Genomic DNA, 16854 nt, shown 5'->3' with positions numbered 1-16854 from the left:
CCATGCCCCCAGTGGGTCCCGCGACAGGGCTGGCGGATGTGCTACAGGGGATGTACGGGTGCGCCAGCAGCTGCTCGCTGCAGGAGCAGATTTATCCGAGACGGACGACGAAATCGTGAAAGGGGCTAGACCGAACAGATTGCCGGCAGACAGATACCCAGTGACCGGCCAGTTCCGGTAGGCTGCTCAGATCTTTTTCGACCAGACCCCCTATGCCCCGACCTCGCCTTCGCCAATCACTGCGCCGCCTCTGGGCACTGGACAAGTTCAGCGCCAGCCTGCGGGTATTCATCGCCCTGGCCGGAGCCCTGGCGCTGTGCTGGTGGCAGGGCTGGATGCATGGGCTGATCCCACTGTTTCTCGGTATCATCGCCAGCGCCCTGACCGAGACCGACGACAGCTGGCAAGGCCGCCTCGGCGCGGTGCTGGCTACCCTGGCCTGCTTCAGCGCGGCGGCCTATGCGGTGGAGTTTCTCTTCCCCTATCCCTGGTTGTTCGTCATCGCCCTGGCCTTTTCCGCCTTCTGCCTGACCATGCTCGGCGCACTCGGTGAGCGCTTCGCCACCCTGGGTTCCGGCACCCTGATCCTCGCGGTGTACAGCATGATCGGCGTCGAGCAGCGCGGCGGCGTCGCCGGCCTGTGGCTGGAGCCGCTGCTGCTGGTGGCCGGTGCCGCCTGGTACGGCCTGCTCTCGGTGATCTGGCACGCTCTTTTCGCCCATCAGCCGGTACAACTCGCCCTGGCCCGGCTGTTTCGCGAACTGGGCAAGTACCTCAAACTCAAGGCAGCGCTGTTCGAACCCGTGCGCCAGCTGGATGTCGCGCAACGCCGCCTGGAGTTGGCCCAGCAGAATGGCCGCGTCGTCTCCGCACTCAACGCGGCCAAGGAGATCATCCTGCACCGGGTCGGTGGCGGTCGGCCGGCCCCGAAGGTCAATCGCTACCTGAAACTGTACTTCCTCGCCCAGGACATTCACGAACGCGCCAGCTCATCGCACTACCCTTACAACGAACTGGCCGAAGCCTTCTTCCACAGTGATGTGCTGTTTCGCTGCCAACGCCTGCTGCGCCTGCACGGCGAAGCCTGCCAGCGCCTGGGCAGCGCCATCGAGTTGCGCCAGCCGTTCGAGTACCGCGAGCTGTGCAGCCAGGCCCTGGAAGACCTGCATGCCTCGCTCGACCACCTGCACCTGCAAAGCAACCCGGCCTGGCGCCGCCTGCTGCGCTCGCTCGGCGCCCTGGCCGGCAACCTCGCCAGTCTCGACCTGCTGCTCGGTAACGCCAGCAACCCTGACGCCCTGGCCGATGAGCAGGACAGCAGCCTGCTGGATCGCGAACCGCATTCGTTGCGCGAGGTCATCGAACGCATCGGCCAGCAACTGACTCCCACCTCGCTGCTGTTCCGCCACGCGCTGCGCCTGTCCATTGCTCTGGCCGCCGGTTACGGCCTGCTGCACCTGATTCATCCGACCCAGGGCTACTGGATTCTGCTGACCACCCTGTTCGTCTGTCAGCCGAACTACGGCGCCACGCGCCTCAAACTGGTGCAGCGCATCGTCGGTACTTTGATCGGCTTGGGGTTGGGTTGGGCATTGATCGACCTGTTTCCCGACCCAAGCATCCAGGCCCTGTTCGCAGTGGTCGCCGGCGTCGCCTTCTTCGCCACACGCAGCACCCGCTACACCCTGGCCACGGCGGCGATCACCCTGCTGGTGCTGTTCTGCTTCAACCAGATCGGCGATGGCTACGGCCTGTTCCTGCCGCGCCTGGTCGACACCCTGCTCGGCGGCATGCTGGCCGGGCTGGCGGTGTTCCTGATCCTGCCGGACTGGCAGGGTCGACGCCTGGGGCGCATGTTGGCCAGCACACTGAGCTGCAACAGCGCCTACCTGCGGCAGATCATCGCCCAGTACGCACACGGCAAGCGTGACGACCTCGGCTACCGCCTGGCTCGACGCAACGCGCACAACGCCGACGCGGCACTGTCCACCACCCTCGGCAACATGCTGATGGAGCCTGGCCATTTCCGTAAGGACGCCGACCTTGGCTTTCGCTTTCTGGTGCTGTCGCACACCCTGCTCAGCTATCTGTCAGGGCTCGGCGCCCATCGTGGCGAGCAATTGCCACAGGCGGCCCAGGCACAATTGCTGGAACAGGCCGAAGCGCTGGCGAGCAGCCTCGATGAAATCGCCACTGGCCTGCGCGGCGAGCAGCCGCTGGCCATACACAGCGATGAAGAACAGGCACTGGCGCAAAGCCTGGAGCAGATTGCCGACGACGTCGACGAACGCCAACGTCTGGTGCAGACGCAACTCGCACTGATCTGCCGCCAGCTGGCGCCACTGCGCACCTTGGCCGCGCATCTGCAGAAGGATCGCCACTAGCAGGCTCATGGGGCTTTCTGCCACTATCTGACGACGCCTAGTTCCCAGGCCTTGCCCATGCCAGCCAACCGACACACCACCCTCGCCTACCTGGTCTCGTTGCCGGGTCTGCTGCTGGTGTGCAGCCTGCTTTTGGTCAGCCAGGTCACCCTCGCCAGCACGCGCCTGGGAGACAGCAGCGCAGCACAGGATCTCTACGGCCTGGTCGACTTTCTCGCAGATCCCCAGAGCGCCCTGAGCCTGGACGACGTTCGCGCTGTCGATGCCCCTTTTCAGCCCTCGCTGAACCGCCGTGACCTCAGCTTCGGCTACGTGCCGGGGGTGATCTGGCTGCGCCTGGCGCTGCAATCGGATGCCCAGCAAACACGCGTCTGGCGCCTGGAACTGAATTACGCCTCACTGGACGAGGTGCGTCTGTACGACATCGGCGCCGATGGCGTGCGCGAGTCGCGCAGCGGCGACACCGTGCCCTACGCGCAGCGCAGCGTCGGCCATCGCAACCCGGTATTCGAGATCGTTCTGCAGCCCGGCGAGCAGCGAACGCTGTACCTGCGCGTCGACTCGCGCGGCAGCATGACCCTCAGCGGCGCGCTGATGTCTTCGCGCGATTTCGAGCAGCACAGCCAGAACGGCTACCTGGTGCATGCCATCTACTTCGGCGTGCTGATCGCCCTGGGGCTGTACAACCTGCTGCTGTTTCTCGCCCTGCGCGAGCGGCCTTTCCTCAATTACGTGCTGTTCATGTTCGCCTTCGCCCTCAGCGTGCTGTCGCTCAATGGTCTTGGCGCGCAGTATCTGTGGTCCGCAGCCGCGCCCTGGAGCAACCGCATGCTGCCGGTCAGCCTGACGACGGCGGCACTGCTGTCGGTGGTGTTTGCGCGCAGCTTTCTCGACACCCGCCAGTGGCTGCCACGCTGGGACAAGGGCCTGCTGATGCTGTCCATCGCCATCGGGTTGGCCGTCTTGGCCAGTGTGCTGCTGCCACTGCAGCGCGCGCTGCAGCTGATGTCGCTGACCGGCCTGATCGCCACCCTGACGCTGCTGCTGACCAGCTTCGTCTGCATTGGCTACCGGGTGCCCGGTGCTCGCCTGTTCGCCCTGGCCTGGCTGATGCTGCTGACCGGCGCGGTGTTGCTGGCGCTACGCAACTTCGCCCTGATTCCGTCGAACTTCCTTACCCTGTACGCCATGCAGATCGGCTCGGGGCTGGAGATGATCCTGCTGTCCTTCGCCCTGGCGGCACGCTTCAACGAACTCAAGCGCCAACGCGAAGCCGCGCTGCAGCTCAACGAGCAGATCCTCGCCAAGCGCGTCACCGAACGCACCCAGGCTCTGGAACAGGCCAATCAGCGCCTCAGTGAGCTGGCCCTGCAGGACCCACTGACCGGCCTGGCCAACCGCACCGCGCTGCAGCAACACCTGGAGCAGGCACTGGCGCGCAGCCAACGCCGCAACGAACTGCTCGCCGTGATGCTGATCGACCTGGACGGTTTCAAGCCGATCAACGACCAGCACGGCCATGGCTACGGCGATCTGGTACTGGCCGAAGTGGCGCAGCGCCTGCGGCAATACGTGCGCGATACCGATCTGCCTGCGCGCCTTGGCGGTGACGAGTTCGTGGTGATCTGCGAGAGCGTGCAATCAGCCGAAGATGCGCACGACCTGGCCAAACGTCTGCTGGAGGGGCTGGACACGCCAATGTACCTGGAAGATCGTGCCGTACGCGTCGGCGCCAGCATCGGCATCGCCCTGAGCCGCGGCGCCGACGATGCCACCCTGCTGATTCGCCTGGCCGATGCCGCCATGTACCGAGCCAAGGCCGAAGGTCGCAACCGCGTACAACTGGCCACCCAAGAGCTTTGAAGATGGGCCGCTGCCCCTCTCATCAACCCGAACCCGATAGCACACCATGGACAAGAATCTGCTGCTGCAAGACGTACTCAGCCATCTGCAGAGCGACCTCGAACAGGCCAGCCTCGCCGCCCTCAGCGCCCACGAAGCGGCCACCCACGAAGAGAATGTCGCCGAGAACAAGTACGACACCCTGGGCCTGGAGGCCGCCTACCTGGCCAGCGGTCAGGCGCGCCGCGTCGAAGAACTGCGCCAGACCCTGATCACCTGGCGCCAGTTGCGCCCGCGCCCCTTCGATATCGAGCAGGGTATCGAGCTCGGCGCGCTGATTAAGCTTGCGGCCGAGGATGGCCACGAACAATGGCTGTTCCTTGGTCCTCCAGGCGCGAGCATGAAACTGCAACTGGCCGACCAGAGCATCCAGGTGCTCGGCAATACCGCACCGCTCGGGAAATTGCTGCTCGGCAAGAAGCCCGGCGACGAGATAAGCCTGCCAGTAGGGAGTCGCCAGCAGGTTTTCGAGGTACTGGCAGCCACGTAAGCGGAACTATCTGGGCTAGGGTTGGTAATTAGCGATGAACACCACGTCTAGCGAGAGCCAATACCATGGAAAATCCAATCCACAGCCTGCCAACCCTGTTCAAGCAGCTCGGCCTGCCTGACGATGCCGCCAGCATCAATGCCTTCATCAGCACCCATTCGCCGCTGCCGGATGCCTGCAAACTGTCCGAGGCCCCGTTCTGGACGCCGGCGCAGGCCGCGCTGCTGCGCGAGGAAATTCTCGAAGACGCTGACTGGGCGCCGGTGGTCGACCAGCTCAACGTGCGCCTGCACGGCTGAGGTCACAGGCCAGCACATCGGCTGCTCAGTTGGCCGCCGTCATTTCGCGCCAGGTCAGGTACATGCGCAGGTCGAACTCGATCTGCGCATAGCCCGGCAGCATGTGGTCGCACAGCTTGTAGAAGGCCTTGTTGTGCTCGCTTTCTTTCAGGTGCGCCAGCTCGTGCACCACGATCATCTGCAAGAAGGCCGGCGCGGCGTCGCGAAACAGCGAGGCAACGCGAATTTCCTTCTTCGCCTTGAGCTTGCCGCCCTGCACCCGCGAGACCGCCGTATGCAGGCCCAGCGCACGGTGGGTGAGGTCGAGTCGATTGTCGTAGAGCACCTTGTCGATGGCCGGCGCGTTCTTCAAGTGTTCCTGCTTGAGCGCCATCACGTAGCCATAAAGCGCCTTGTCGCTCTGCACTTCATGCCGGCCCGGATAACGCTGCGCCAGGTAGTCACCGAGCCGATCATCGGCGATCAGTTGACGAACCTGCTGCTGCAAGGCGACCGGATAACCCTGGAGATACTTCAAAGCTACGATCCCGAATTCATCTGGACCGTCAGTGTAACGGATGCGGCATTACTCGCTGGGCACCACACGCAGCAGACGCCCCTCTGGGTTATCGGTGAGCAGATAGAGCGCGCCATCCGGCCCGCTGCGCACATCGCGAATACGCTCGTCCAGCTCCTCGAAGAGGATTTCCTCACCAGCCAGCATGCCGTCACGCACACGCACCCGGCGTACGCTGCGCTCGGCCAGGGTGGCCGCGAACAGGTCACCCTGCCACTCGGGGAACAGCTCGCCGCGATACAGAGTCAGGCTCGACGGCGCCACCGAGGGCGTCCAATGCAACAATGGCGAGGTCAACCCTGGCAGCTCGGTGTAGGGGCTGACGCGCGCACCGGTGTAATCGATACCGAAGGTTGCCAGCGACCAGCCATAGTTGTTGCCGGCCTCGATCAGGTTGAGTTCGTCCCCCCCGCGCGGGCCGTGCTCATGGCTGTATAGGCGATCATGTTCGGCATCGAAGAAGATGCCCTGCACGTTGCGGTGGCCAAGGCTGTAGATTTCCGGCGCGGCGCCCTCCTGACCGAGCAATGGATTGTCCTGCGGCACGCTACCGTCGCGGTTCAGGCGCACGATCTTGCCCAGGTGGTTGGCCGGGTTCTGCGCCTGCTCACGCCAGTCGAAGCCGTCGCCCAGGGTCAGCACCAGGGTCTTGTCGGCGAGAAAGGCGATACGCCCACCGTAGTGCGCGGCACCGGCCTTGAGCGGCTGGGCGGTGAACAACACCTCGAAGTCGTGCAGTTCGTCATCCACCAGGCGGGCACGCGCCAGACGCGTGTTGTTGGCCTCCAGCGAGCCGTGCGCGTAGGTCAGATACAACCAGCGGTTGTCGCTGTAGTCCGGGTCCAGCGCCACTTCCATCAGCCCGGCCTGGGCAGCGATGAAGACCTCGGGCAGGCCCGCCACCGGCTCGGGATCGACACTGCCGTCCGCTTCGATGATGCGCAGCCGCCCGACACGCTCGGTGACCAGCATGCGCCCGTCCGGCAGGAAGGCCACGGCCCAGGGATTCTCCAGCCCTTCGCTGAAGGTTTCGATGCGGTAATCCAGGGCCAGCAGCGGCGTACTGACGAACAGGGCGCAGAGCATCAGCGCGCGGGTGCTTCTCAACATGGGCAACGCCTTGTCACAGAGAATCGGAAGAAGTCGGCTGCGCCCGGTAGCGTACCCGCCGACCGAGCAAGCCGAACAGCAGCGCACCGACGCTGCCGCAGGCCATCAGTCCGAGCGTGCCGAACGGGCTGCGGTCGGCGGCAATCAGCGTCGGCATAGGTGCCAGCGCATTGGCCAGCGCCAGCGCCGTCCAGATCGCTGCCGCGCCCGCCAGCACGAAGATCAGCCACCGTAGCGGCGGCATGCGCCGCGCCAGCCAGTTAGCCAGCGGCAGGGCGATGAGAAACCCCAGGGCACTGAGCAGAGCGAAGGTCGGTGCGAAACCGAGCAGATCGAGACAGGTGGTGCCAACGCGCACATCCAGCGGCATCGGTGCACCGAGCGCCTGCAAGGCGGCGAGGTTGGTCTGGGTCTGGAAGATCGAGGCAAGCAGCGAGGCCAGCAACACGGCGAGGAGGAAAGCGAGCAACAGACGTGGCTTGCTGGACATGGGGGGCAGTTTCCCGGAACGACAGTGCGCGAATTATGGCGCACCCCACCCACCGTTATGCCCCAGGTGTTTTACAGGGTTTTACCTGCGCCAGACTCGGGTCGATCGAAAACGGAGGGGATCGAAAGCCCAATGACAATGACTTTATATTGACGCCAATAAAGCGACAGACGGTCATCACGCTTTCGCCCCGATTGCCGTTATAAAGCGCGCCACGAGCGCACTCGCTGCTCGTGACAGGCAGCCCTGCCACCCTTCTAGCTCGCGTGTCACACGCTGGAACGCCAAGTAAGCCGTTACTGACTCCTGGATGAGATGTGCCCCCGACTGAAGTTTCCGTTTTTCAGGAGCTTTGAACATGATCGAACTCGCCATGTGGAACCTCAGCATTCCAGTCGGCGTCCCCGCGACCACCATCGAGACCCGCGTTCTGGCCGGTGGTTATCAGGATCACTATTTCCAGTCCAAAGATGGCGCCATCTTCTTCTGGTCACCGGTCAATGGCACCACCACCGAAAGCGCCAGCTATCCACGCAGCGAACTGCGCGAGACCTACGCCGACGGCAGCCTGCGCAACTGGACCTACCCCGGCGCCGACCATTTCCTGCGCGCCGCACTGAGCGTCAGCCAGGTGCCGTCGACCGGCAAGATCGTCATCGGCCAGATCCATGCCTACAAGAGCTCGATGCCGCTGCTCAAGCTGGAGTACCAGTACAAGACCAAGACCGCCAGCGGCAACATCGTCGCCAAGGTACGCATGACGCCAAATGCCGAGATTCAGACGGTAACCGTGGCCAGTGGCATCGCGCTCAATCAGGCGTTCAGCTATGCGATCAACCTGAAGCCCGACGGCACTCTGGCGATCCAGCTCGACAGGACCAGTTGGAGCACCCGCCTGGACTCCTCCTGGGCGGCCAAACCGCTGTACTTCAAGGCCGGCGTCTACACCCAGGACAACACCGGCTACGAGACCGAAGCCGGCGCTGCGCGCTTCGACCAGTTGAGCATCGAGCATCGCGCGTTGCTCAGCACAGCGCCCTGAGCCCCAAAAGCCAGGCATGAAAAAGCCGCGACGCTTGCGCAGTCGCGGCTTTTGGCTGGTCCGGGCGGGCGTTCGCCCGCGCCGGATCAGTTGACCTTGGCGTTCAGCTCGCCGCTGGCATAGCGCTGGTACATACCTTCCAAGGAGATCGGTTTGATCTTGGAGGCGTTACCGGCAGTGCCGAAGGCTTCGTAACGGGCGATGCAGATGTCACGCATGGCGACGATGGTCTTGGCGAAGAACTTGCGCGGATCGAACTCGCTCGGGTGCTCGGCCATCATGCGGCGGATGGCACCGGTGGAGGCCAGGCGCAGGTCGGTGTCGATGTTGACCTTGCGCACGCCGTGCTTGATGCCTTCGACGATTTCCTCGACCGGCACACCGTAGGTTTCCTTGATGTCGCCGCCGAACTCGTTGATCACCTTCAGCCATTCCTGCGGAACGGAGGAGGAACCGTGCATCACCAGGTGAGTGTTGGGGATGCGCTTGTGGATTTCCTTGATGCGCTCGATGGAGAGCACGTCGCCGGTTGGCGGCTTGGTGAACTTGTAGGCGCCGTGGCTGGTGCCAATGGCAATGGCCAGGGCATCGACCTGGGTCTTCTTGACGAAGTCGGCGGCTTCCTCCGGATCAGTCAGCAGTTGGCTGTGATCCAGCACGCCTTCGGCGCCGACACCGTCTTCTTCACCGGCCATGCCGGTTTCCAGGCTGCCCAGGCAACCCAGCTCGCCTTCCACGGACACGCCGCAGGCGTGGGCGAAGGCTACGGTCTGCTGGGTTACGCGGACGTTGTAGTCGTAGTCGGCCGGGGTTTTGCCGTCTTCCTTGAGTGAGCCGTCCATCATCACCGAGGAAAAGCCCAGCTGGATGGAGCGCTGGCACACGTCAGGGCTGGTGCCATGGTCCTGGTGCATGCACACTGGGATGTGCGGGAATTCTTCGATGGCAGCCAGGATCAGGTGGCGCAGGAAAGGCGCGCCTGCGTACTTGCGGGCACCAGCGGAGGCCTGAACGATGACCGGCGAATCGGTCTTGTCGGCGGCTTCCATGATGGCGCGCATCTGCTCGAGGTTGTTGACGTTGAAGGCCGGCACGCCGTAGCCGAATTCGGCGGCGTGGTCGAGCATCTGGCGCATGCTGATAAGTGCCATGGTGTTTCTGTCTCCCGGTTTGGAGGTCGTTAATCGTGCAAGCCTGCCGCAGGGGCAGGCGTTGTTCAAGTTTCGTGAGACTGGGGCATGCCCGCAGCGCTCGTCTCGGCGTCGCCGAAGGTGTTACGGAGCCTTGCAGCCTCGGCCGATCAGGTCATCGGTGGCAGTCCAGTAAACCAGGCCTTCCTCACCCTTGGTGTGGAAGGACAGACGTCCGTCGCTGTACAGCGCGCCAGATCCTGCCGGCTCCTGAGTCAGACGATAGACGATGTCGTCACCGCCCAGGCGCACATCCACCTGGTCGACGCTGCCGTTGGCGAAGCGCCACAGCACTTCGGTCTGGCTGTCGCATACCCAGCGATTCCACTGATCCGGCGCGGCCGGCTGACTACTGCAGGCTGCCAGCACCAGGGCAATGGCAGCGAGCCCCGTCAATTTGATCCCGCTCAATTACCTCTCCTCGTCAGCAACGCTGTTCCGGCGCCGGGCCAGTAGGCTGGCCAGTGCTTTCCTCGACACGCTGATCATCCTGAGTGGTCGGGGTTTCGATCTGCGCAGGGCTGAATACCTCGCAGGCCGACTCCCTTCCTGCGCCAGCACAACCGGCCAGCAACATACCAATGACGCTCAATGCGGCTAACTTGTCCATGACACGACTCCTTGTACGATGATCCGGTTTTCTACAGACCACCCGTTCGCGTCAGGGTTTAATCCGCCGCAGGTGAAGGCCATCCTTCACCCTAGCTGGTGTTTATTGCGCGCGTTGCTCCAGCACTTCCACGGCCGGCAGCACCTTGCCTTCGACGAACTCGAGGAAAGCGCCGCCACCGGTGGAAATGTAGGAAATCTTCTCGGCCACGCCGTATTTGTCGATGGCCGCCAGGGTGTCGCCACCACCGGCAATGGAGAACGCCGGGCTTTCAGCGATTGCCAGGGCCAGGGCCTTGGTGCCGTTGCCGAATTGGTCGAACTCGAACACGCCGACCGGGCCGTTCCACAGGATGGTCTGCGAGGCTTTGAGCATTTCGGCGAACATCGCCGCAGTCTGCGGGCCGATGTCGAGGATCATGTCGTCTTCAGCCACGTCCTTGACCGCCTTGATGGTGGCGGAGGCCGATTCGGCGAAGGCCTTGGCCACCACCACGTCGACCGGCAGCGGTACGCTGACCTTGGCCGCGATGGCCTTGGCGGTGTCGACCAGATCGGCCTCGTACAGCGACTTGCCCACCGGCAGGCCGGCAGCAGCGAGGAAGGTGTTGGCGATGCCGCCGCCGACGATCAACGAGTCGCAGATATCGGCCAGGGAGTTGAGCACGTCGAGCTTGGTCGACACCTTGGAGCCGGCGACGATGGCCAGCATCGGCCGGGCCGGCTTGTCCAGCGCCTTGCCCAGGGCGTCCAGCTCGGCAGCCAGCAGCGGGCCGGCGCATGCGACCTTGGCGAACTTGGCCACGCCATGGGTCGAGCCCTGGGCGCGGTGAGCGGTACCGAAGGCGTCCATCACGAACACGTCGCACAGGGCAGCGTACTGCTGGGCCAGCTCGTCGGTGTTCTTCTTCTCGCCCTTGTTGAAGCGGACGTTCTCCAGCAGCACCAGCTCGCCGGCCTTGACCTCGACGCCGTTGAGGTAGTCCTTGACCAGCGGCACGTCGCGGCCGAGCGCCTTGCTCAGGTAGGCGGCGACCGGCGCCAGGCTGTCTTCCTCGCTGTAGATGCCCTCCTCCGGGCGCCCCAGGTGCGAGCAGACCAGCACGGCCGCGCCCTTCTCCAGCGCCAACTTTATGGTCGGCAAGGAGGCAAGGATACGCGCGTCGCTCTTGACCACACCGTCCTTCACCGGGACGTTGAGGTCTTCGCGGATCAACACGCGCTTACCAGCGAGGTCGAGGTCGGTCATCTTCAGAACGGTCATGGATCAGTCCTTCACAAAGGCTGGTTGTACGGAGGAAGTGGATGCAGCGAGAAAATGTTCGGCAACATCGAGCATGCGGTTGGCGAAGCCCCACTCGTTGTCGAACCATGCCAGCAGGTTGACCAGCCGCGGGCCGGACACGCGGGTCTGGCTGCCGTCGACGATGGCCGAGTGCGGATCGTGGTTGAAGTCGCAGCTGGCGTGCGGCAGTTCGGTGTAGGCCAGCAGCCCCTGGAGCGGGCCACTTTCCGCCGCCTGGCGCAGCACGCGGTTGATCTCTTCTGCAGAGGTATCGCGCGCGGTCTGCAGGGTGATGTCCAGGCACGAGACGTTGACCGTCGGCACGCGAATGGCCTTGGCCTGGATACGCCCGGCCAGTTCCGGCAGCAGGCGTTCGATACCACGCGCCAGGCCGGTGGATACCGGGATCACCGACTGGAAAGCCGAGCGCGTGCGGCGCAGGTCTTCGTGATGGTAGGCATCGATCACCGGTTGGTCGTTCATCGCCGAGTGAATGGTGGTAATGGAGACGTACTCCAGACCCACCACCTCATCGAGAAGTTTCAACAACGGCACGCCGCAGTTGGTGGTACAGGACGCATTCGACACCAGACGCTCGGCGCCGCTCAGGCACTGCTGATTGACCCCGAAGACGACGGTGGCGTCGATATCCGCCTCGCTGGCCATCGGCTGCGACAGCAGCACGCGCGGCGCCCCCGCATCGATGAAGCGTTGCGCCTCAGCACGGGTGACGTACTGCCCGGAGCACTCGAGCAGCAGGTCGATGTCCAGCGCTGCCCAATCGATGGCCTCAGGCTCGCTCTGGCGCAGCACCTTCACGCAGTCGCCGTTGATGTGCAAGCAGTCGCCATCGACCTTCACCTCGCCAGGAAAGCGCCCGTGGGTGGAGTCGAAGCGGGTCAGGTATTCGATGCTGGCCTGATCGGCCAGGTCGTTCAGCGCGACGATTTCCAGGCTCGCCGAATTGCCACGCTCGTGCAGCGCGCGCAGCACGCAACGACCGATGCGGCCATAGCCGTTGAGGGCGACACGATAGGGGCGATTGGGCATAAGAGGTCTCGTATGAACCTAGGATGGATCGCGTTTATCGATCCACCGGGCGCTGTAACGGTGGATGAACAGGACGCCAGTTAAGCGCCCCGATCCACCGCTACAGCGTCGTTCTCAACTCAGGCGTCCAGCAGTTCTTCGGCAGTAGCGACGATGTTGTCGACGGTGAAGCCGAAGTGCTCGAACAAAGCCGGAGCCGGGGCCGACTCGCCGAAGCTGGTCATGCCGATGATGCGACCTTCCAGGCCCACGTACTTGTACCAGTAGTCGGCGTGCGAGGCCTCGATGGCGATGCGCGCACCGACCTGTAGCGGCAGCACGTCCTGCTTGTAGCCGGCATCCTGGGCATCGAAGACGCTGGTGGACGGCATCGACACCACGCGCACCTTATGGCCGGCGGCGGTCAGTTTGTCGTAAGCGGCCATGGCCAGACCGACTTCCGAACCAGTGGCGATCAGGATCAGCTCCGGCTCGCCAGCGCTGTCTTTCAGTACGTAGCCACCACGTTCAATATCACTCAGCTGCTGGGCATCGCGCGGCTGGTGCGGCAGGTTCTGACGGCTGAACACCAGGGCGCTCGGGCCGTCGGCGCGCTCGATGGCGTACTTCCAGGCCACGGCGGACTCCACGGCATCGGCCGGGCGCCAGGTGTCAAGGTTCGGCGTGCCGCGCAGGCTGGCCAGCTGCTCGATCGGCTGGTGGGTCGGGCCGTCTTCACCGAGACCGATGGAATCGTGGGTGAACACGTACAGCACACGCTTCTTCATCAGCGCGGACATGCGCACGGCGTTGCGCGCGTACTCCATGAAGATCAGGAAGGTCGCGCCGTACGGCACGAAACCGCCGTGCAGGGCGATACCGTTCATGATCGCGCTCATGCCGAACTCGCGCACACCGTAGAACATGTAATTGCCGGACGCGTCTTCAGCGGAGACACCCTTGCAGCCCTTCCACAGGGTCAGGTTGGAACCGGCCAGGTCGGCCGAACCGCCAAGGAATTCCGGCAGCAGCGGGCCGAAGGCATTCAGCGCGTTCTGGCTGGCCTTGCGGCTGGCGATGGTCTCGCCCTTCTCGGCAACGTCCTTGATATAGGCAGCGGCCTTCTCGGCGAAATCGGCCGGCAGCTCACCGGCAATGCGGCGCTTGAACTCGGCAGCCAGCTCGGGATGGGCAGCGGCGTAGGCGGAGAACTTGTCGTTCCAGGCGGCTTCGGCGGCAGCGCCGGCGGCCTTGGCGTCCCACTCGGCGTAGATCTCGGCCGGGATTTCGAACGGGCCATGGTTCCAGCCCAGGGCGGCGCGGGTCAGGGCGATTTCGTCGTTGCCCAGCGGCGCACCGTGACACTCTTCCTTGCCCTGCTTGTTCGGCGAACCGAAGCCGATGGTGGTCTTGCAGCAGATCAGGGTCGGCTGGTCCACGCTCTTGCGCGCGGTCTCGATGGCCATCTTGATCTCTTCGGCGTCGTGGCCGTCGACATTGCGAATCACCTGCCAACCGTAGGCTTCGAAGCGCTTCGGCGTGTCGTCGGTGAACCAGCCCTCGACCTCACCGTCGATGGAGATGCCGTTGTCGTCGTAGAAGGCGATCAGTTTGCCCAGGCCCAGGGTGCCGGCCAGCGAGCAGACTTCGTGGGAAATGCCTTCCATCATGCAGCCGTCGCCGAGGAACACATAGGTGTTGTGGTCGACGATGTTGTGGCCTTCACGGTTGAACTGCGCGCCCAGCACCTTCTCGGCGATGGCGAAGCCTACGGCGTTGGCGATGCCCTGGCCGAGCGGGCCGGTGGTGGTCTCGACACCTGGGGTGTAACCATATTCCGGGTGGCCCGGGGTACGGCTGTGCAGCTGGCGGAACTGCTTGAGGTCTTCGATGCCGAGGTCGTAACCAGTCAGGTGCAGCAGCGAATAGATCAGCATCGAGCCATGGCCGTTGGACAGCACGAAGCGATCACGATCGGCGAAGTTCGGGTTGCTCGGGTTGTGCTTGAGGTAGTCGCGCCACAGTACTTCGGCGATATCCGCCATACCCATGGGGGCACCGGGGTGGCCGCTGTTGGCTTTCTGCACGGCATCCATGCTCAGGGCACGAATGGCATTGGCTCGCTCACGACGGCTGGGCATCGCTGAATCTCCTACGGGGGCTGCTTCTGAATGAAGGGGGGCGAAAAAAGACGCCTATTTTCGCCCAGCCGGCCCCCATGGGGCAATGACAGATGGTCGTAGAGACCAAATCAGCCCGCCTGTTCGCTCAGAACGCTCACCGCCGGGCTGCCCGGCCCGCCAAGACAAGGCGCCTGAAACAACTCGCCATGCCAGACGCCGGCGAGTGTGCGACTGAACACCAGCGTCCAGACCGCCGCCAGTTGTACCGCCAGCAGCAGACCGATGAAGGCAAAAAAGCTCAAACCGGTCACGGCCTGCAGCTCGAAGGTGGCCAGGGCGAATACACCCAGCGGAAAGGTAAAACCCCACCAGCCGAGGTTGAACGGCATGTTGTCGCGGATGTAGTGGCGGGTGAACAGTGTGGCGATCACCAGCCACCACAGCCCAGCGCCCCACAAGGCCAGGCCGCCGATCAGGCCGAGATCCCGCGCCAGCTCGGCGGCGCTGACCAGCGGCGTGCCGGCAAAGGCCAGCGGCGCCGCCTGGCCCATGCTGAGCAGGCCCAGACAGCCGGTAGCCAGCGGCCCCAACGGCAGCCAACTGGTGGCGGCGAAATCGGTATCCGGCAATTTATGCAGGGCCAGGCGCAGCAGCACCAGAGTGATCAGCGAGAACGCCAGCGACAGCGACAACCCCCAGAGCACGAAACCGGCCACCAGCAACTGTTGCGCCGCCTCGGCCGCCAGATGCGGCGCCAGCGCCCCTGCCGTGCTGGCGGCAACCTCCGGTGCGACGATAGGTAGCAGCCAGACCGCGGTGAGCTTCTCCAGCGCATGATGCTGGCGAGTGAACATCAGATAAGGCACCAACAAGGCGCCGAGCAGCGCCAGCGCCGCATCCAGCCACCACAGCGCATGAGCCAGCGCGTAAATCCCTTCACCCCAGCGCGGCACGCCGAACAGCAGCAAACCCTTGATCAGCACCGCCAGCCCCATGGGAATGGCACCAAGGAACATCGACTGCACCGGATGCAGCAACATCGGCCAGATGGTTTCTCGAAACAGCGCCAAACGTAGCAGAAACAGCAGGCTGAACAGCGCGAACAGGCCGAGCGCCACGAACCACAGTCCCTCGGCGAGCATCGACAATCCCGGCAGATGCCAGGGCAACTGAGCGATCACCAACGCCAGCACACCGGTGCCCATGGTCATGGCGAACCAGCTGGGAGTGAAATGGCGAATGAACGCCAGGGGCTCGGGTAAACGGCTGAAGGGGCGCGGCATGAGTCGGGTGGTCCCGTGACATGAGTGATGGCACAAGGGTAAGAATTGGCTTGCCATATGAAAAATACATATTCAGCATTAAATGCATACTTTTCATTTATGCATTAACCATGAACCTGCACCATCTCAAGGTCTTTCTGGCCGTGGCAGAAGCCGGCAGCATCAGCGCCGGAGCCGAGCGCCTGCATATCAGCCAGCCTGCCGTAACGCGTGAGATTCGCGACCTCGAAGCCAGCCTCGACCTGCGCCTGTTTGATCGCCAGCCGCGCGGCGTGCGACTGACCGAAGGTGGCCTACGCCTGCATGACTATGCGCGACGCATCTTCGCCCTGGAGCGCGCCGCCGAACGCGACCTGCGTGACTTCGCCCAGCTGGAGCAGGGCGAGCTGCATCTGGGCGCCAGCGCCACGCTCGGCGCCTACCTGCTGCCGCCCCTGCTCACCCGTTTTCGCGCTCTGCATCCGCAGATATTCGTCAGCCTGGAGGTGAGCAACACCGACGTCGTGACCCGACAACTGGACGAAGGCCGCATCAGCCTGGGCTTCGTCGAAGGCTCGTTCGCCCAGGCCGACTACGCGCATCGCCTGCTGGCGCGCGATGCCCTGCTTCCGGTGGCATCGCCGCTGCACCCGCTGGCCAGGGCCGAGCGCCTTGAGGCCCGCGACCTGCAGGCGTACCCGCTGTACATGCGCGAACCTGGCTCCGGCGCTCGCGCCAGCATCGAGCAGGCCTATCGCGACCACGGCTTGGAGCCACAGGCCGGCATGGCCATCGGCAGCACCGAAGCGCTCAAACGCCTGCTCGCCGACGTCCAAGGCATCGCCTGGCTGTCGCAGCGGGTAGTCGAACGTGAACTGGCCAGCGGCGAACTCCAGCGCTTGGCAGTGCAGGACCTGCAGATCGAGCGTGAACTGCATGTGCTGTGGCGACTCGGCACCAGCCTGAGCCCGGCCCCCGCCGCTTTTCTGCAAATGAGCCAGGCGCCAGGCTAGCCCCAATACCAATATCAAAACTTTTTGATATTGGTATTGCTGTATGAAAAATGACCGACTAGACTGCGCC

At 64.0% G+C, this 16854-nt stretch carries 16 protein-coding genes; 6 read left to right on the top strand and 10 right to left on the bottom strand.

Annotated features, from left to right (window positions below; all coding sequences use genetic code 11):
• Positions 1-212: 212 nt before the first annotated feature.
• The 4 genes from yccS (at position 213) to JWV26_RS12965 (ending at position 5075) form a co-directional block, all read left to right on the top strand.
• Positions 213-2384, top strand: a complete 2172-nt coding sequence (gene yccS, locus JWV26_RS12980; protein ID WP_074913629.1) for a YccS family putative transporter — start codon at positions 213-215, stop codon at positions 2382-2384.
• 57 nt (positions 2385-2441) lie between these two features.
• Entirely contained in the window at positions 2442-4247 is a 1806-nt protein-coding gene (locus tag JWV26_RS12975) for a diguanylate cyclase (protein WP_206417025.1), read from the top strand.
• Positions 4248-4293: 46 nt separating this feature from the next.
• On the top strand, positions 4294-4776 hold the full coding sequence (locus JWV26_RS12970; protein ID WP_206417024.1) for a GreA/GreB family elongation factor: 483 nt from the start codon (positions 4294-4296) through the stop codon (positions 4774-4776).
• Positions 4777-4841: 65 nt separating this feature from the next.
• Positions 4842-5075, top strand: a complete 234-nt coding sequence (locus JWV26_RS12965; protein ID WP_206417023.1) for a DUF2789 domain-containing protein — start codon at positions 4842-4844, stop codon at positions 5073-5075.
• 25 nt (positions 5076-5100) lie between these two features.
• Here JWV26_RS12965 and JWV26_RS12960 read toward each other — a convergent pair whose 3' ends face one another.
• The 3 genes from JWV26_RS12960 to JWV26_RS12950 are packed head-to-tail and all read right to left on the bottom strand — an operon-like array spanning position 5101 to position 7231.
• Positions 5101-5592, bottom strand: a complete 492-nt coding sequence (locus JWV26_RS12960; RefSeq protein ID WP_003458870.1) for a YgjP-like metallopeptidase domain-containing protein — start codon at positions 5590-5592, stop codon at positions 5101-5103.
• Positions 5593-5640: 48 nt separating this feature from the next.
• Positions 5641-6741 (bottom strand): PQQ-dependent sugar dehydrogenase, encoded by a 1101-nt coding sequence (locus tag JWV26_RS12955; RefSeq protein ID WP_206417022.1) that lies wholly within the window; start codon positions 6739-6741, stop codon positions 5641-5643.
• Between the two features lie 13 nt (positions 6742-6754).
• Positions 6755-7231 carry a hypothetical protein gene (locus JWV26_RS12950; RefSeq protein ID WP_206417021.1) on the bottom strand — a complete coding sequence of 159 codons (477 nt, stop codon included), beginning with the start codon at positions 7229-7231 and terminating at the stop codon, positions 6755-6757.
• Positions 7232-7589: 358 nt separating this feature from the next.
• Between JWV26_RS12950 and JWV26_RS12945 the strand changes: the two genes are divergently transcribed.
• Complete coding sequence (locus JWV26_RS12945) at positions 7590-8273, top strand: polysaccharide lyase family 7 protein (protein ID WP_003458865.1); 684 nt, start codon at positions 7590-7592, stop codon at positions 8271-8273.
• Positions 8274-8359: 86 nt separating this feature from the next.
• Here JWV26_RS12945 and fba read toward each other — a convergent pair whose 3' ends face one another.
• From fba to JWV26_RS12910, 7 genes are all read right to left on the bottom strand, one after another.
• Positions 8360-9424, bottom strand: a complete 1065-nt coding sequence (gene fba, locus JWV26_RS12940; protein ID WP_003458863.1) for a class II fructose-bisphosphate aldolase — start codon at positions 9422-9424, stop codon at positions 8360-8362.
• 123 nt (positions 9425-9547) lie between these two features.
• Positions 9548-9874, bottom strand: coding sequence for an MliC family protein (locus tag JWV26_RS12935; RefSeq protein ID WP_017678464.1), 327 nt, complete (start codon positions 9872-9874; stop codon positions 9548-9550).
• Between the two features lie 13 nt (positions 9875-9887).
• A complete protein-coding gene (locus JWV26_RS12930) occupies positions 9888-10073 on the bottom strand; it encodes a hypothetical protein (protein WP_017678463.1) in 186 nt (61 codons plus the stop codon).
• A 102-nt stretch (positions 10074-10175) separates the two neighbouring features.
• Positions 10176-11336 carry a phosphoglycerate kinase gene (locus JWV26_RS12925; protein ID WP_206417020.1) on the bottom strand — a complete coding sequence of 387 codons (1161 nt, stop codon included), beginning with the start codon at positions 11334-11336 and terminating at the stop codon, positions 10176-10178.
• A 3-nt stretch (positions 11337-11339) separates the two neighbouring features.
• Positions 11340-12407, bottom strand: a complete 1068-nt coding sequence (epd, locus tag JWV26_RS12920) for an erythrose-4-phosphate dehydrogenase (protein WP_206417019.1) — start codon at positions 12405-12407, stop codon at positions 11340-11342.
• A 119-nt stretch (positions 12408-12526) separates the two neighbouring features.
• The gene (tkt, locus tag JWV26_RS12915; protein WP_206417018.1) at positions 12527-14527 is read right to left on the bottom strand and encodes a transketolase; all 2001 of its coding nucleotides are present in this window, start codon (positions 14525-14527) and stop codon (positions 12527-12529) included.
• A 110-nt stretch (positions 14528-14637) separates the two neighbouring features.
• Positions 14638-15792, bottom strand: a complete 1155-nt coding sequence (locus tag JWV26_RS12910) for a TDT family transporter (protein WP_206417017.1) — start codon at positions 15790-15792, stop codon at positions 14638-14640.
• Positions 15793-15902: 110 nt separating this feature from the next.
• Here JWV26_RS12910 and JWV26_RS12905 point away from each other — a divergent pair, with 110 nt between their 5' ends.
• The gene (locus JWV26_RS12905) at positions 15903-16784 is read left to right on the top strand and encodes a LysR family transcriptional regulator (protein WP_206417016.1); all 882 of its coding nucleotides are present in this window, start codon (positions 15903-15905) and stop codon (positions 16782-16784) included.
• The last annotated feature ends 70 nt before the right edge of the window (positions 16785-16854 follow it).

The sequence above is a fragment of the Ectopseudomonas toyotomiensis genome (assembly GCF_017167985.1).
In the GTDB taxonomy this organism is placed as follows: domain Bacteria; phylum Pseudomonadota; class Gammaproteobacteria; order Pseudomonadales; family Pseudomonadaceae; genus Aquipseudomonas; species Aquipseudomonas toyotomiensis.
Note: the sequence above shows the minus strand (reverse complement) of the source record. Positions and strands in the feature narration are given on the sequence as shown.

Excerpts from the sequence above, each read along its gene's own strand:
- JWV26_RS12965 (WP_206417023.1), top strand. The coding sequence starts at position 4,842 with ATGGAAAATCCAATCCACAGCCTGCCAACCCTGTTCAAGCAGCTCGGC.
- JWV26_RS12905 (WP_206417016.1), top strand. The coding sequence starts at position 15,903 with ATGAACCTGCACCATCTCAAGGTCTTTCTGGCCGTGGCAGAAGCCGGC.
- JWV26_RS12970 (WP_206417024.1), top strand. The coding sequence starts at position 4,294 with ATGGACAAGAATCTGCTGCTGCAAGACGTACTCAGCCATCTGCAGAGC.
- JWV26_RS12975 (WP_206417025.1), top strand. The coding sequence starts at position 2,442 with ATGCCAGCCAACCGACACACCACCCTCGCCTACCTGGTCTCGTTGCCG.
- JWV26_RS12910 (WP_206417017.1), bottom strand. The coding sequence starts at position 15,792 with ATGCCGCGCCCCTTCAGCCGTTTACCCGAGCCCCTGGCGTTCATTCGC.
- JWV26_RS12950 (WP_206417021.1), bottom strand. The coding sequence starts at position 7,231 with ATGTCCAGCAAGCCACGTCTGTTGCTCGCTTTCCTCCTCGCCGTGTTG.
- JWV26_RS12955 (WP_206417022.1), bottom strand. The coding sequence starts at position 6,741 with ATGTTGAGAAGCACCCGCGCGCTGATGCTCTGCGCCCTGTTCGTCAGT.
- yccS (WP_074913629.1), top strand. The coding sequence starts at position 213 with ATGCCCCGACCTCGCCTTCGCCAATCACTGCGCCGCCTCTGGGCACTG.
- fba (WP_003458863.1), bottom strand. The coding sequence starts at position 9,424 with ATGGCACTTATCAGCATGCGCCAGATGCTCGACCACGCCGCCGAATTC.
- epd (WP_206417019.1), bottom strand. The coding sequence starts at position 12,407 with ATGCCCAATCGCCCCTATCGTGTCGCCCTCAACGGCTATGGCCGCATC.
- JWV26_RS12925 (WP_206417020.1), bottom strand. The coding sequence starts at position 11,336 with ATGACCGTTCTGAAGATGACCGACCTCGACCTCGCTGGTAAGCGCGTG.
- tkt (WP_206417018.1), bottom strand. The coding sequence starts at position 14,527 with ATGCCCAGCCGTCGTGAGCGAGCCAATGCCATTCGTGCCCTGAGCATG.
- JWV26_RS12945 (WP_003458865.1), top strand. The coding sequence starts at position 7,590 with ATGATCGAACTCGCCATGTGGAACCTCAGCATTCCAGTCGGCGTCCCC.
- JWV26_RS12930 (WP_017678463.1), bottom strand. The coding sequence starts at position 10,073 with ATGGACAAGTTAGCCGCATTGAGCGTCATTGGTATGTTGCTGGCCGGT.